Source organism: Ignavibacteriota bacterium (assembly GCA_016212665.1).
Classification (GTDB): Bacteria; Bacteroidota; Ignavibacteria; order UBA10030; family SZUA-254; genus FW602-bin19.
In genome coordinates this window covers 58731-76355 of the sequence record JACREZ010000005.1, presented here as the reverse complement: position 1 = coordinate 76355, position 17625 = coordinate 58731, and the positions used below count along the sequence as shown (strand labels likewise).

Annotated in this window: 7 protein-coding genes and 1 tRNA gene; 1 reads left to right on the top strand and 7 read right to left on the bottom strand. The window is 41.2% G+C overall.

All coding sequences use genetic code 11. The features are described 5' to 3' along the window. From HY960_01865 to HY960_01835, 7 genes are all read right to left on the bottom strand, one after another. A partial coding sequence (locus HY960_01865) for a hypothetical protein (protein MBI5214479.1) occupies nt 1–7453 on the bottom strand: 7453 nt, incomplete at its 3' end. A 3-nt stretch (nt 7454–7456) separates the two neighbouring features. Continuing rightward, a complete protein-coding gene (locus HY960_01860; GenBank protein MBI5214478.1) occupies nt 7457–8365 on the bottom strand; it encodes a helix-turn-helix domain-containing protein in 909 nt (302 codons plus the stop codon). 126 nt (nt 8366–8491) lie between these two features. Further along, entirely contained in the window at nt 8492–8815 is a 324-nt protein-coding gene (trxA, locus tag HY960_01855) for a thioredoxin (GenBank protein ID MBI5214477.1), read from the bottom strand. A 43-nt stretch (nt 8816–8858) separates the two neighbouring features. After that, on the bottom strand, nt 8859–12332 hold the full coding sequence (dnaE, locus tag HY960_01850; protein ID MBI5214476.1) for a DNA polymerase III subunit alpha: 3474 nt from the start codon (nt 12330–12332) through the stop codon (nt 8859–8861). 134 nt (nt 12333–12466) lie between these two features. Beyond that, on the bottom strand, nt 12467–14161 hold the full coding sequence (locus tag HY960_01845; protein MBI5214475.1) for a proline--tRNA ligase: 1695 nt from the start codon (nt 14159–14161) through the stop codon (nt 12467–12469). A 170-nt stretch (nt 14162–14331) separates the two neighbouring features. Continuing rightward, nucleotides 14332–14405 (bottom strand) — tRNA-Arg (locus HY960_01840). A gap of 98 nt (nt 14406–14503) precedes the next feature. After that, on the bottom strand, nt 14504–16405 hold the full coding sequence (locus HY960_01835; protein ID MBI5214474.1) for an ATP-binding cassette domain-containing protein: 1902 nt from the start codon (nt 16403–16405) through the stop codon (nt 14504–14506). Nucleotides 16406–16531: 126 nt separating this feature from the next. On the opposite strand from HY960_01835, the gene HY960_01830 reads away from it, so the two are divergent. Beyond that, on the top strand, nt 16532–17620 hold the full coding sequence (locus tag HY960_01830; GenBank protein ID MBI5214473.1) for an MBL fold metallo-hydrolase: 1089 nt from the start codon (nt 16532–16534) through the stop codon (nt 17618–17620). Nucleotides 17621–17625 lie beyond the last annotated feature (5 nt).

The following is a 17625-nucleotide window of genomic DNA, read 5'->3' as shown; positions in this document are numbered from 1 at the left end:
TCGTCAAATTATTTCCATTCACATCCTTCAACTGAACTGTAATCGTTGATGTGCTTATTCCGTTTGCTGTAATGGAAGTTGGCGATGCAGTTATTGTTGAGGTTGCCGTTGAGGCAGTTCCGACTGTAAATGTCACGGTCGCGTCATCCGCTATCGGATTCCCGTTCAGCGTTCCGGTTATTGTCGCAGTTCCGACAACAGTTGATGAAGTTAAGGTTGCTGTGTAGGTTCCGTTGCTATTATCAGTTACCGAACCAAGTGAACCTGATGTTGTTGAAAGAGCAACCGTGGCTCCTCCGCTCGTCAAATTATTTCCATTCACATCCTTTAACTGAACTGTAATCGTTGATGTGCTTATTCCGTTTGCTGTAATGGAAGTTGGCGATGCTGTTATTGTTGAGGTTGCTGTTGAAGCAGAACCAACTGTAAACGTCACCGTCGCATCATCCGTGATTGCACTTCCATTCAGCGTTCCGGTTATTGTCGCAGTTCCGACAACAGTTGATGAAGTTAAGGTGGCAGTGTAGGTTCCGTTGTTATTATCAGTCACCGAACCAAGTGAACCTGATGTTGTTGAAAGAGCAACCGTTTCGCCGCCTGTCGTTAAGTTATTTCCGTATGCGTCCTTCAACTGAACTGTAATAGTTGATGTGCTTGTCCCGTTCGCAGTAATGGATATCGGGGCGGCTGTTATCGTTGAGGTTACTGTTGATGATGAACCCGGGTTCACTGTAAAACTATTACTTGTACCGGTTTCCGTTCCGCTTGTTTTCGTTGCGGTGATTGTAAAATTTCCTGTGTTAGAAATTGTTACTGCGTGCGAAGCAAGAACTCCTGAAGTAAATGATGCACTCGTTCCACCACCGGTTATGAGTGTTCCTGTTGATGAAATATCAACTGTTCCGGAAAAACCTGTAACCGTATTATTATTAGCATCCTTTGCAGTCATTGAGAAAGCAAACGCAATTCCAGCAACTTGAGGTGAGGAAATTGCTGATAGCGTAAAATGGTCTAATGTTCCCGAATTCACTGTAAAAGTTTGGCTGTTTGAGGTACCTCCTCCGGGTGTCGGACTAAACACAGTTATCGGATATGTCCCTGCCGTTATTAAATCAGTTGCTGGAATCGTTGCGGTTAATTGAGAACTGCTCACAAATGTTGTCGTTCTGTCAGAACCGTTAAATCGCACGACAGAAGCCGCAACGAAATTTGTCCCGTTCACAGTTAATGTAAATGCACCATCACCTGAATTTTTGCTTGAAGGAGAAATACTTGTCGTCGTTGGAACAGGATTTCCACCTTCGCCAATCTGAATATCACCGAAATCAGTCAAACCGGTTAGTTGAGTGGATGTTGCTGTTCGGGTTCCTACTGTAGGTGCAGACCATGTCGAGCCATCATAAATTCTTCCGAAAAATAGATTCGGATCCGCTCCTGCATCAACATCACCGGAAACAAAATTGAATGTTGCGTCACTTGTTGTAAACGTTGTCCCTGAATTAGTTAAAGACCAATAACGATTCACACTCTTCGTCGCATCAATTCCTGATGAAGCAATTTGCGGATGGTCTCCATTGGTTGTACTCGCAATAACATTTCCTGCTGATGTTACATTTGAAAACGCAAGACTCGGAGGAGCATAGTTGCTTACATCACCAATTTCAAACGTCATCGTTGGAGAACCTGTACTAATATATTTTTGAAGATTACCGACGACATATCCGCTCGTGCGCGATACAGTTCCTGTTGAGCCGACAATCATTTTGTTCGTGCCTGTTGTAATATTTCCGCTTGTGAATGTTAACGTCCCGTTCACAGTAACATCGGATGCAAGAGTGATTCCACCGCTTGATTTATTTGAAGTTAAATTATTAAATGCGCCGGTAGAATTAATTGTTTGCGTGCCTGTTCCATTAAAATTAATTGTTGTTCCTGTATTGGTGAATGTTCCCGAATTCATCGTCCAATTTCCACCAAGAGAATGTGTATAGGAACCACCTGTAAATGTCGCGGATGAAAGATTGAAGTTCTCCAACATTGTTAGCGCACCGGTTGTACTTTTAGTCCCCCCGGTTGATAATGTGAGATTACCATAGACAGGTGTGTGTGTGATAGTCTGAGAACCGTTTCCATTAAATTCAACAGTACTTGCTGTATCAAAACTATATGAATTAAACGTTGGGAGTGAGTTAGTACCACCTATCTTCGCAGTTGCAGATGAATCAATTTGAAACGCACCACCTGTTACAGTTTCCTGTGTGATGATAGACGAACCAATATCAAATATACCTGATGCAACATGCAAATTGGTTACCTCATTAATATCCATAGCAAGTGTAGCAGTGCTTGAAGTTTTTTGAATAATTAAGTGGTCAACCGGAGTCGGTGTCGTTGTCCCTCCAAATATCGAACTGCCAGAACCTATGACCGAAATATTAATCCCTGTGCCATCAAACGTTCCATTGTTTGTAAAATCTTTTTTAACACTGAAATCCTGATACGCAATAATAACACCGTTTATGGTGAGATTATTGAAAATCGAACTACCACTGCCCGATATATTTCCTTCAATAGAATTGTTCAATACAACTGTGGATGTTCCTCCTTCAAATGTTCCATCATTAAGAACATTTTGATTGACGGTTAATGTTAATGCGCTGCCACCATAGAACGTAGAGCCATTATTAATTCTTACATTGCCAGACAACGTCCAATTGGTTGTTTGACTTACACCGGCGACATTCGTGTTAGAGATTGTTACATCGTGTAGTGAAGGTGTCCCGCCGGTTATTGATATAAATCCGCTTCCACCAAAAACAGTAGTACCATTGTTTGTAAAACTTGTTCCCAACAACTTTACTGTAACGCTTCCCGAAGGATTGAATGTAATAGTTCCGTTACTACTGACAGTTCCATCATTCATAAAATCACCGGAAAACGTGTGTGAACGAGAGCCGCCATCAAATGAAGCGCCTGCATTAACTGTAAACACTCCGCCAACAGTCCAATCTGTTGCAGCCAAAATTCCACCGGTGTTATTGATAGTAACATTATTCAATGTCGGAGAAGTCAAACCTGCAAATGTCGGAGCTATTGTTCCATTAAAATACACAGTTCCTGAACTATTAAACCCGGAATTCAAACTAATTTCCTGTAAGCTAGTTCCATTAAATGTTACTATCGAACTATTTGTAAATGTCCCGTTGTTAGTAAAATTACCTCCAAAAATTGTTGAAGTATTTCCTGAAGTATAAGAACCGGAAATATTTATATCCCCAGATACAGTGATATTATTTTGTCCTGTATAACTTCCGGAAACAGATAATTCATGGAACGATGTATTACCGACAAGATTTTTTGACGTCCCTTGAAGTGTAACTATGCTAGATGATGGAGTAAACGTGCCATTGTTTGTCCAATCACCATCAAGATTCAGCGCAAAAGAAGAACCATCAAACGTCGCGCCTGAATTAATAAGAAGGTTTCCTTGAACATTGGTTGTACCTGTTAAAGTTTTGGGATTTGATGTCCCGTTGTAAAACTTCAGGTTTCCGTATGTAACATCCTTCACTGATTGAGATACAGTTCCGTAATATTCGGAAGTACTGTTAGCGTTGAAAGTATAGGTTGAAAAATTAGATGGGAAATTATTAGCACCACCCACACGTACAGTCGTGCCCGCTCCCATTGTAAATGTTCCTCCAAATACACTTCTGTTTGCATTGTATGAATATAATTCTAAGGAGCCGGCTGCTACTGTCAGGTCACTGTTTATAGTAATATTTCCTGTTAGGTTTGCAGTGCCGCTTGATTTATCAATTTCAAGATTGTTGAATGATGAACTGCTAATAGATTGGTCCGAGGTTCCGTCAAAAATGACTGAACCCAAATTAGGTTCAAATGTTCCTAACAAATTCCAGTCACCACCAACAGATAAATTAATCGAACCCGAGGATAATATTGTCCCTACTCCGACGGTTACATCACCATCTACGTCGAGGTCGCCATTTAATTGAATCTTTCCATTGTTTGAAATTGCCAGATCACCGGCAACTGAAGCAGAAGACGCAAACAATGCAATCCCACCAGTTTTTGAAAATGTTAGATTATTGTAAGTAATACCTGTAGCAACTAACTGATCAACGGAACCATTGTATGTGACCGTCCCCGTTCCGGCAGAGAACGAACCACTTGTTCTATTCCAATCACCGGCAAGAATAATTGACCCGGAACCCGTAATCGTAACTGAAGCATTAGCAAGTTGGTCTAATTTTCTTTGAATATAGATTGTTCCGGACCCAAGAGTAATATTGATGATCCTATTTGCTGTTCCATTACTCAACAACATCGAACCTGAACAAGTAAGAGTATTATTGTTTACTTCAATCGTATGCGTAACATCTTGTGTAAAAGTACCGGCGATTTCACCTGAGTTTCCATCAGTTGTTAAACTCCCTGATTGAATTGAGAGAACAGACCCCTGAGCGCTTCCATATCGCAACGCTCTGCATTGTGCCGCAGAGTTAACTGTTGGGTTATTTGTAAAAGCATTAAAACCAATTCTTACCAACTCAGTTGAAGTAGGTGGAATTGAAGGTATGCCACTGAATACTGTCCAGTTTGCCGGATCTTCCCACGCCGAACTTACTGAGCCATTCCAATCCAAAATTCCGAGTAAGGGAGATTGTAATGTCCAACGATTTGTAATATCTGTTAGTCCATCACGTTCCAACCAATTATCTGTAACGTCGTATGCTGATTTCCCAATTCCTGACCATGACGCTCCATCATAATGCCATGCCTCAAGTTGTGATTCGATGTTGCCATTCAAATCCTCCTCAGAATAATAAAAACGTACTGTTGCCGTATAACCGCTACCCCCCGTTTGCGTCATTGTATATGTTCTATTGATTGAAAGCTCAGGAACAGGCATATCAACAGGACTTGTTAGTTCCAGTGTTCGTGTTACAGAAGTTGGATTCGTTCCTCCTCCATTGAAAGTTACCAAATCATTAACACTGTGAAAAGCATATGATACACCGGTGAAAAATGAATGAGTTCGTGTTACCGTTCCGAATATTAGTCCGGTTCCGGTTCTTGTATTCGTGATGGTTATGCTATACCCATTTCCCGTTTGCAACCTGCCTTGAGTCATATTCAAAATCGAAACAACAATATTATTTACAGACAGAATGTTCAACGTAGATGTTTTATTGACTGTAAGGATATTAAAAGTTGTTGTTCCGATAATCGAAGCATCTACTCCTCCAACGAGTTCAACCGTACTCGTTCCCGCAGAAAATGTACCGCCATTGTTCCAGTGACCATATAACGTATATGTATAAGAACTTCCTGACAAAGTAGTTCCTGCACCTATTGTTAGATTCCCATAAATAATCAAATTTCCGGCAGGTGTTTTAACTCCTCCATTACTAACATTCAAATTATAATACGATGCAACGATAACGGATTGAGCGCCGGAAGAATTATAATTAACCGTATTGGGTGTTTCACTTGTTGCGTCGAACGTTCCGGATGTTATGGTAAAACTTCCGGCAATTCCCAATTCGGAATTCGTCCCAAGAGTTAAACTTGTTCCATTCAATACTACATTAAATAAATTTGCAGTGCCTGATAAACCGGAAACTCCTGCAAAAGTAGCAGTACCAGCGGTTGCGGTTAATGAACCAATCACATGCAAATCTGAAGTTAAAGTGAAATTGCTCGTCGTAGTAATGGTTCCAGTTACGCTTAGCACCGACAGATTTAATGTTCCTGAATTAGTAATTGTTTTTGAGGTTCCTGAAAGTGTTGTGGTTCCACCGGATGCGATGAGAGAATTCGTGACCGATAAGTTACCGGCAACGGTGTAACTGCTCGACGTCGTAATTGTACCGGAGATAGTTAAGTCGCTAAATGAAATGCCGGAACCTGAAATTGTCTTTGAGGTTCCACTCATCGTAAAAAGTCCTGAACCGCCTGTTGTATGGAGAAATGTACCCGCACCACTTGTAGAAAAATTTCCAGCAACATTAATCGCTGTTGAAGATGATGCTGTTACATTCGACCCGGAAATGATTAGATGATTAAAACTATTCGTTCCTGTTCCGCTTATCGTCGAGGAATTCCCTGCTAATGTAACGGTGCTTGTGTTTCCAGTAAATGTTCCATTGTTCGTCCAATTGCCGGAGATATTATGTGAGTAACTACTTGCATTAAAAGTTGTTGAGGTTCCGATTGAAATTGACCCGCCAATACTTAAAGCCTCACCTGCGGTGTATGAGACCGAGGTTCCTGAGCCGACATTACTTGACAAATTTCCCAATATTGACATCGAACTTGTAGGCATCGTTTTTACTACCGCACCACTACTACTCGATAATGTAAGGTTTCCATATAATTCATTTGAAACTGTTTGATTTCCTCCTGAATATTCAACAGTACTTGTAACACCAAATGAATGTGTTTGATAATTTTGCGGAAATGAATTTGTCCCTCCGATTTTAACCACTGCACCATTTGAGACGCTGAATATTCCCCCGACAACAGTAGTTCCCCTGTTTGCTGTAAACGAAGATAAATCGAATGTTCCGGATAAAACATAAATATTACCAACAGTAGAAGTAGCAGATGATAATGAAGGTAAATTTCCTGCAAGAGTTTTTGTCATCCCGCCGCTTATTTGCAGTGTAGAATAGGTAAATGAATTGCTTACAGTCTGATTTGTAGAAGATGCGGCATATTCAACTATACTGCCACTACTAAAAGTTTTCGTCCCATCATTATAATTCCCGACAAAAGTAGATGCTTTAACTAATAATTTTCCACCGGATTGGAGGGTTAACGCACCAGCACCTGAAATTGTATAAGTTGGAGATTCGTTTGGGTTAATTGTACCGCTTACTGATAGAGTTCGGGTATGAGAAATATTCGCATGAAGAGTTAACGTGCTTCCAACATTTACAGTTAATTTTCTAAACGCTGTAACTCCCGTTAAAGATTGTAATGCACCCGCAAATCGAACTTCCGCATTATTGTTGGAGGCAGTAAATGTTCCACTATTGACCCAGTTTCCTGTTAGCAATATTGTTGATTTTGAGGATTGTAACAATGTCCCATTGCTTTGTATTGTAATATCGCCTGAAACAGTAAGGTTTTTATTATTAAATGAAAGTGTCAGTGTTGCAGAATTTGCACCACCGATTATTAATGATTTACAGTTACCACTAACATTCAGCGTGGGATGATTTCCACCAGTAAAATTTGCATCGCCAATGATAACATCCAAGGTTGAAGTAGGAACACCATTGGTCCAGTTTGTGGAATTATTCCAACTTGTGCTTGTTGTTCCCTTCCACGAGGTAGTTGCTGAAAAAACTATAGATGTAAAAAAGAAAATCAGGAAAAGAGTTCGTTTTATAATATTCATATTTATCTGTTTAACTTGTTTCATACGTTATCTATGCTTAAATATGAGACTAAGCATTTCATTGAATGAAGAAAAAGAGCGTTGTGTAATTTCTTCTATCTTTGCAGTAGTGAAAATATTTTGGTAAGAATCTAAATTTGAAAAGAGTATTTGTGCCTTATTCTCAATAGCGGTTGTTAGTAATGTTGAGCCACTTTCTTCACCTAAATAATCTTTGCAAACACATATCAATTGCGGTTGCCCGGCAATGATCGCGGCTTTTACAATCTCGACGTTTGTATTTGCACCAAGATTCAACACCTTCCAACCTGCCATCGTCAAGAGATGTTCAGCACAAGAAAGTACAACTTCCTGGATACCGCTTTTTGCAGAAGCTAATAGAACAGTCCTTTGTGAAGAAAATACTTTTTGTGTTAATAGCCTGAATTGGAAAAGACTTTCCAACATAGAATTTTTTGTAATAAATTCTTCCGTTAGTGAAATTTTTGATTGATTTCGGAGATTAAAAATTTTCTTTACTGCTTTGGCTACAATTTCATCATAAATGGTTACTAACGGAATGCTTGCCGAGTGACATCCATGAAGCAACGAATAAAGGTTGGCTTTCTCGGCCTTACACGCCTGTGAGAAATAGACTTCGCTCAAAGTTCTAAAATCACCCTTAGAAATGAGAAATTCCAATAGTTCGTTCTCCTCTTTTTGTGTAAAATCTGCATCAAAGGAAATGATTTCGTAATGAAAGTTAGTTATGAATTCAGATACGCTATCGGGCGTGTATTTTCTATGTCCACCGGGAGTTTTAAAGCACTTCAATTTGCCAGAATCTGCCCAACGTTTGATGGTGGATTCATTTGCGTGAAATAATTTAGACAACTCTTGTGTCGAATAATATTTGTCTGTCTTTAAAACCGGTAAAGCGGAAAAGCCGTTTTTCATATTAAACATGTTTTATATTGATATGCACGTTTTGCACGGATAAAATAAGGACTTTATTATTCTATTCAAGTGACATTGCTCACACAAAGCAATGTCACTTGAGTATCAAAAAGTCCTTATTTCAAATTAATTCAAATGTGGGGTGATTTTATCAATTAAATTCCTTTTAGGAACTGCACCAACTATCTGTTCTACCACCTTCCCCTCCTTAAATATCAGTAAAGTTGGAATACTTCTGATGCCGAATTGCATTGCTGTGCGAGGATTTGCATCCACGTCCAATTTGCCTACCTTCAGTTTTTCTGCATATTCACTTGCAAGTTCTTCAACGATTGGCGCTATCGCTTTACACGGTCCGCACCAGACCGCCCAAAAATCAATGAGAACGGGCTTTTCGGACTTAAGTACTTCTGTTTCAAAATTTGAATCTTCGATTTGTATTGGTTTCATATTGTTTCTATTTGATAAAAAATGTGGACAAAGTTAAGAAAATCTAATTCAAAATCATAACGTTCTCCGCGCCGATAAGGGTTTCAACAGAATGAAAGAATTCATTATTCGGGTCAATTGCTACCTTCTTTGAGACTAGATTAATCGGCTTAGCTGAATTATCATCAGTGACCTGAAAATAGCAAGAGCATTTTCCCCTATGACTTGAAAATACGGATTTCAGTTGCTTTACCTTTTGCTCGTTCAATTTTTCCATCTTTAACTGAATCAGCAACCGTCTGGTGAACCGAGAACGGACGAAATCAATTGGAATCAATTCATTTGCAATGATTTTCAAAACATCACCACCGTCATCTGCTTTGCCTACCACCATAACTATTGCATCTTCTTTCACGTGTTCCTGACAATCCTTATACACTGAAGAGAAGAAAATACATTCACCTTTTCCTGTGAAATCTTCAATTTTTGCAAATGCCATCATGTTTCCCTTTTTATCTACCTTCTTCTTTACATCGGATAGAATCCCACAAACACGAATAGGACTTCCCGGTTTGACGCCTGCTGGCTCTCCCATTTTTGCTGTCGCAAATGCTTTGATTTCACGGTTGTACTTTGATAACGGATGTCCTGAAACATAAAAACCGAGAACAGATTTCTCACGCGTCAGTTTTTCATTTTCTGACCACGGTTGGGTTTCGGGAAGAACCGGAAAACTTTCAACAGTTTTCGATTTTGACCCACCTTCAAACAGAGAATCCTGACCTTTCGATTTATGCCCGTGACTTTGTTGTCCGAACTGAGTCACTCGTTCGATTGCCTGAAACAACTGCGCACGATGTCCGCCAAACGAATCACATGCTCCTGCTTGAATAAGCGACTCGAATGTTTTCTTGTTCACAATACGTAAATCAACTCGCCGACTGAAATCAAATAAATTATTGAATTTGCCGTGTGTGGCTCTTGAGTGAATGATACTTCGAACCGCGTTTTCCCCAACATTTTTAATAGCATTCAAACCGAAACGAATTTTGTTTTGCACTACAAGAAATTGAACATCACTTTCATTAACATCAGGCGGCAACACCTCTATACCAAGTTTCTTCGATTCCTCAATAAGTTGTACAACTGTGTCGGAATCACCAATTTCTGCACTCATACATGCACAGAGAAATTCGGCAGGATAATGCGCCTTCAAATACGCCGTTTGATATGCTACAATCGAATAAGCGACACTATGCGATTTATTAAATCCGTACGATGCGAACTTCCTGATAAGTTCAAAAATCTCTCCAGCGACTGTGTTCTTTACCCCTTGTTTGATGGCTCCATCAATAAATTCCTGCTTCATCTTTGCCATCATCCCTTCGTCCTTCTTCCCCATTGCACGACGAAGGATATCGGCTTTAGCAAGAGTAAAGCCTGCTACTTCACTTGCAATCTTAATCACCTGTTCCTGATAAACTATTACGCCGTAAGTCTCTTTCAGTATCGGCTCAAGTTTAGGATGGAGATATGCAACGTGTTGTCGCCCGTGTTTTCGTTCGATGAAATCTCCAATCATCTCCATCGGACCGGGACGATAGAGCGCGTTCATTGCAACCAAATCAGAAATAGAATTGGGTTTCAATTTCCTCAGCCAATCCTGCATTCCTGAAGATTCAAACTGAAAAATTCCTATCGTGTGTGCCTTGCCGAAAAGTTCAAACACCTTTGGGTCATTTTCAGGAAGATTATTCAAATCAACCTCTACCTGATGGTTTTGCTTGATGAGTTTTAAGGCGTTCTCAATGATAGTCAACGTCCTCAACCCAAGGAAGTCCATCTTCAACAATCCCGCCGCTTCCAAATCAAGCATGCTGTATTGAGTCATCAAATCGGTGCTTGGCGTTTTGTAGAGCGGAACATAATCGCTGATGGGACCGGGAGCAATCACAACACCCGCCGCGTGCGTTGAGGAATTTCGGTTCATCCCCTCAAGCACTTTGGAAATCTCAACTAACTCATGGATTTTTTCATCGTCAGTCTCTTTTATCCATTTCAAATCGGGAAGTGTATCAATTGCCTCTGCAATCGGTGTGACTTTCCCTTGAATAACGGGAATCTGTTTCGTAATTGATTCCGTCATACTCAACGGAACACCGATGACTCGTCCGACGTCTTTTAGCACAGCGCGGGATGAAAGCGTACCAAAGGTGATAATCTGAGAAACCGAATCAGCCCCATATTTTTCCCGCACGTATTCGATAACCCGGTCACGGCCGTCGTCAGCGAAATCAACGTCAATATCAGGCATACTGACGCGGTCGGGATTGAGAAATCTCTCGAAGAGCAAATCATATTTTAGCGGGTCAACGTCTGTAATTCCCAGCGCGTACGAAACAATACTTCCAGCCGCGCTTCCGCGTCCGGGACCGACTCGCACACCCATATTCTTTGCTTTGTTGATGAAATCCTGTGTGATAAGAAAATAGCCCGCATAACCCATCTTCTTTATCATCTTCAACTCAAAGTTGAGTCGCTCCTCAATTTCACCTGTGATTGATTTGTATCGCTTCTGAATTCCATCTTGCGCGAGATGGTCAAGATATTCTTCAAGCGATGCGACACCGGCATCAGGCGGAATTGGAAAATTCGGCATGAACGGCTTGCCGGGCTCCAACTTGTAATTCTCTATTTTCTCTGCAACCTCTAAGGTGGATTCAATCGCCTGCGGATAATCCTTGAACAACTCACACATTTGTTTGGGAGTTTTGAAATAAATTTGGTCTGTCCCGTACCGAAGGTCATGATACTTTGCCGGCGCGTTTGCGCTTGCATCGGGAATCATGAGTAAAACATTGTGTGCAATCGCATGACTCTGTTCAAGGTAGTGAACATCGTTTGTTGCAATCAGTTTGATGTTCAATTCTTTTGCAAGCCTCGGCATTCCTTCAAGAATCGGCTTCTCCTTTGCAAGAGAATGGTCTTGAATTTCTAAATAGAAATCGTCGCCGAACAACTCTTTGAACGTAATCGCCATTGAGCGAGCCGCTTCATATCGTCCTTCTACAAGATGAAACGAAACAACTCCCGCGGGACAAGCCGACAACGCCACCAATCCCTCCGAGTATTGACGAAGGAGTTCCATATCAATTCTTGGCTTGTAATAAAACCCTTCAGTGTGTCCGAGCGTGCAGAGTTTGCTGAGATTTTTGTATCCTTGAAAATTTTTCGCGAGTAAAACGAGATGTTGGTAAATGCCTCTCCCTTTTCCTTCTTGAAGTAACTTCGGATTGACTTCTTTATCGAAACGACTTCCCTGCGTTACAATATATACTTCACAACCAATGATTGGTTTGATGCCTGCTTTTTTCGCGGTCTTGTAAAACTCGATTGCACCAAACATGACGCCATGGTCAGTCAATGCAACCGACGGCATTTTGTTTTCAACAGCGGCTTCGATTAAACCATCAATCGTTGCCGCACCATCGAGAAGACTGAAGTGTGAATGATTATGAAGATGGATAAACTCAGACATTGATTTTGGTTACAGGTTTAGGGTTTGTGGTTACAGTCAATCGTTTCAGGTTTTATGTCTCTGGAATCAAGATTGATGACTCAATCGTAAATCCGCAAAGGTGAGACTCGCCGTAGGCGGTCGTCAATCAAATATCAATCGGTATAATACTTCTTTACATACTCAACTACTTTCCCTATCTCAACTATTTCCCTTGCTCCACTCTTTCTGTCTTTGATTTCCACATTCCCGTTTGTAACATTCTTTTCCCCGACAATGACATGCAACGGCATTCCGAGTAAATCCGCATCTTTGAACTTGAAACCGGGACTTAAATCTTTTCTGTCATCAAACAACACCTCAATTTTTTCTTTTTGAAAATTTTGATAAAGCGACTCCGCCACTTTGGTGACTTCTTCATTTTTTGTGTTGATAAGAACAAGTTGAACCTGATACGGTGCGAGTGTTTTGCTCCAGATAATTCCGTTGTCGTCGTGACTTTGTTCAATCAAACAGGCAATGACACGCTCGACACCAATGCCGTAACTTCCCATGATGATTGGCTTTGATTCCCCTTGTTCCGTTAGGAACGATGCTTCAAGTGCATCAGCATACTTTGTCCCAAGTTTGAAAACGTGGCCGAGTTCAATCGCTTTGACGACACGAAGCGACGTTCCGCAACTGAAACATGACTCTCCTTCAAGAACAGTTCTCAAATCAAAATAGCCATCAACCTTCACGTCTCGCGCAAGGTCAATGTTCTTGATATGATAATCATTCTTGTTCGCGCCGCTGATGAAATTGTTTCCTCCTTCCAATCGCTTGTCAACAATAATTTTGAATCCCTTCAAACCGAGCGGTCCAATTGAACCGGCATCCGCACCTGTCAGTGAACGAATTTCATCTGCCGCCATCGGGCGGAAATCGCTTTTGAGTACAGAAAGTAATTTTGACTCGTTCACTTGGTCGTTACCGAGCATCAAGACGAGAATCGGTTGTTTATCCTGCATATAACAAAGCGATTTTGCCAACACCGTTTCTTTCACGTTCAGAAATTTCACAAGTTCGTCAATCGTCTTGACGTTTGGCGTATGAATCTCTTCATGCGATGTTGATTCGCCGTCACGAGTTGCTTTGGAAACATTCGAGGTTGCAACTTCCAGATTTGCCGCGTAGCCACACTTATCACACACTGCGCACGTATCTTCACCCGCATCCGATTCAATCATGAATTCCTGAGATGCACTTCCACCCATCGCACCGCTCGAAGCGCCAACGACAAAGAATTTCAATCCGGCACGAGTAAACATTTTCTTGTATGCTTCTGCGTGTGCATCATAACTTTTGTCTAACCCCTCCCACGTTGCATCGAGACTGTACGCATCTTTCATGAGAAATTGTCTGCCGCGGATAACTCCGGAGCGAGGTCGTGGTTCGTTTCTGAACTTTGTCTGAATCTGATACCAAATTTGAGGTAAATCCCGGTACGAGCGAATTTCATTCTTCGCTATCCAGCAAATCACTTCCTCATGAGTAGGCGCAAGCACAAGCGGACGATTTTTTACATGAAACATCGTATCACCGAATGCTTTAACGCGATCTGTTTGTTCCCAAAGCTCAAGTGGATTAAGCGCAGGAAGATGAAACTCCTGTCCGCCAATTGCATCCATTTCTTCTCGAATGATTTCGATTGCTTTCCTCAACGCTTTATATCCAAGCGGCAAAAACGAGTACACGCCCGCGCCAAGCGGACGAATCATTCCGGCGCGTAACATAAGCCGATGGCTAATCATCTGCGCGTCGGATGGAATTTCTTTTAATGTTGGAAGAAAGTAATTGCTGAGTCTCATGTAGTTTTTAGGGTTAAATAAATTCAAAAAGTGTGTCTATGGTATTAGTTAGTTGTGAGTGGTGATTGGTTAGTAGGTAGAATTAGAAATCATCCATCGAAAATCAGAAATTTTCTCACTCACCACTAACTACTCACCACTCACTCTGCGAGTCGTAGACTAAAAAAAAGTACCCCCGAGAGGAGTCGAACCTCCGACAAACGGTTTAGGAAACCGCTGCTCTATCCATCTGAGCTACGGGGGCAAAGGATTTCGGATTTCGAATTGCCGATTTCGGATTGGTAATTTGAAATTCGACAGGTAAATATACTAAATTGTGATGGACTCACAAATGAACTTACTTCATCTTCCTAATTCCAGTTTCATCTCTTCCAGTTCATGCCATCTCGCATATAACTGTTCCACTTTTCCTTTTGCGGCGGCAAGTTCTTTTGTCAGTTCTGCTGTTTTCGCACCGTACTTTTCGTGGTAATCGGGAGAGGAAAATATCGCTTCTAATCGTTCGACATCTGCTTCAGCAGACATAATCGTCTGTTCGATAACTTCGAGTTCCTTTTGCTCTTTCCATTTCAGTTTGCCCCGTTGTTTCTCTTGTCGAGGAGGTAATGTCGCTTCCTGATTTTTCTTTTCAGATAACAATGCTTCCGCCTCAGCAATTCGTCTGTTTCTTTTTTCGAGATAATAATCATAATCCCCCTCACTGAAATGGACATAGCCATTCCCCTCGAACGCAAGAATGCCGTTACATACTCTGTTCAAAAAGTATCTGTCATGACTAACAGCAATAACACATCCTTCAAAAGAAATCAATGCCTCTTCGAGAATACGAAGCGTAACGAGGTCTAAATCGTTGGTCGGTTCATCGAGGATTAAAAAGTTGCCGCCGTTTTTTAATATCTTGGCGAGTAAGATTCTACTTCGTTCACCTCCGGAAAGTTTTTCAATCTTCGTGTGCATTCGTTCATCGGTGAATAAAAACCGACGGAGATATTTCCATACGGTGAGTTGTTCATCGCCGAACATTATCCACTCATTTCCTTCACCTATTTCCTCCAGCACGGTATTGTTATCATTCAATGCGATGCGTGATTGGTCAACATAGTTGAAGATTGTGCGGTTACCGATTTCTATATGACCTTGTTCGGCTTTCAATTCTTCAAGGAGAATTTTCAATAATGTTGTTTTGCCAAGTCCGTTTCGTCCTATGATTCCTAATTTTCGGTTGTCGGTAAAGTTGAAATCCAATCCTTCAAATAATTTTTTCCCACCCATGCTCATCCCGATATTTTTCAGATTCAATATTTTGGAACCCAATCTTGTCGCCGGGGGAATCACCAACTCCACTTTTTCTTCTGCCTGATAACCACCCTTCTCCACCATCTCGAAATAATTACTGAGCCGACTTTTCGATTTTGTTCTTCTTGCACGAGGACCTTTCCTCACCCATTCAAGTTCGCTTCGTAGAAACATATTTCTTTTTCTCTCTTCAGTTTCCATTTGTGCTTCACGCTCAATCTTATCGAGCATAAAATCATTGTAGTTGCCGAGATGCGAGTAACATTCGCCGTTAGAAAGTTCGATAATGCGCGTTGCAATTTCATCTAAGAAATATCTGTCGTGTGTGACAAACAAACATGCGCCGGGAAAATTCTCCAAAAATCCTTCTAACCATTCAATGGATTCAGTGTCTAAATGGTTTGTCGGTTCGTCAAGAATCAGCAAATCGGGACGGGAGATAATTGCTTTGCACAATGCCACACGCCGCTTTTCACCGCCGGAGAGAGTGGTAATTGAACGTTCTTTTTCCGGTGCATTGAGAGAGTGCATGACAGTTTCAATTCTGTTCTCAAGATTCCATCCATCCCGGTGATGGATTTGTTCTTCGAGTACATGCTTACGCTCGGAAGTATAGTGGAGAGATTCGTATTCTTTCAAAATATCAAGAACATCATGCGCTCCTTCTTTGATATTTTCATAGACACTGAGTTGCGGGTCGAGTTGAAAGTCCTGCGACAAGTATCCAACCATAATATCGCGCCGACGGGAAACTGTTCCGCTGTCCGGCTCCATAATGCCGGCAAGGATTTTCAGTAACGTTGATTTACCTGAGCCGTTACTCCCGATGAGACCTACTCTATCATCCTCGTGGATACTCATTTCCGCATTCTTCAATACTTCCTGCTCGCCGTAATGAACAGAAATATCTTTCGCCGCAAGAAGGACGGGGCTGATTTGTTTACTCATTCGGCAAAATACTAATCAAAATTTTCATGGCGGATAATATAACAAAATCTTTCACCTGTAACATTCAACGTCAGAGAGCGTAATCCTTAATGTTTATAATTCACTCACGTTACTCAGAAGTTCTTTATGTACCATCATCGATTTCTTTTATTATTATTCATAGTTCTTTCATTTACATTAGATGCTTTTTCAACTCCACCACCAAAGGAATATGAAATTACAAAATTGGCAGAGGGTATTTACGGTTTTGTCTGGAAAGAACCGTTGAAAGACCCGATTGAAGGAAACTCCCTCTTCATCATTAACGAGAACGATGTTGTGGTGGTTGACGCCGCTCTTTTCCCCACATCAACACGACTGATGATAAGCGAACTAAAAAAGTTGACTTCAAAACCGGTTCGCTATGTTGTCAACACGCACTTCCATGATGACCATGTGAACGGTAATTTTGTTTATCAGGAGGAATGGCCCTCTGTAGAGTTCATTTCTCAGAGAAATACACGAACCGACATCATCGAAAAAGTGCATAAAGTTCGGGACGAAGACATCAAAGGAATTGAAGAAGGAAGAAACATGTACGAACAGTGGTTGAAAACAGGAAAAGATAATAACGGAAAAGAATTGGATGAAGCGCGCAAGAAACGAGTTCAGGAACTTGTTGAATTTATGAAACAAGGAGTGATTGAATATAACACCGTTAAAAATTCTCCCCTTGACATAACGTTTGATGATTCGATGATGCTGTATCGCGGAGACAGGATAATTAAACTACTCTGGTTGGGACGTGGAAACACACGCGGCGATTGTATTATCTATTTACCGAAGGAACGGATTGTTGCCACAGGCGACCTTCTCGTCTCTCCTGTCCCGTTCGCATTTGGTTCATATTACAGCGAGTGGATTACAACACTTTCAAAACTTGATTCGCTTGCCGCCGATGTATTATTTCTCAGTCATGGTTCTCCACAACATGACAGAATGTATTTACATCAAGTGCAGGAATTGTTAACAAGTCTGGTTGCTGAAGTTGGAAAATCTGTTGCCTCAGGAGCGACTCTCGAAGAAACACAACAGCGCGTAACACTCTCTGAGTGGAAAGAGAAATTCTGTATGAAGGATACGAAGAAAGAACGAGCGTACGATAGTTTCTTTATCGCGCCGGCGGTTGAACGGGCTTATCGTCAGGCAAAGGGTGAAGCGGAAGCGATGGAGTGAGAATC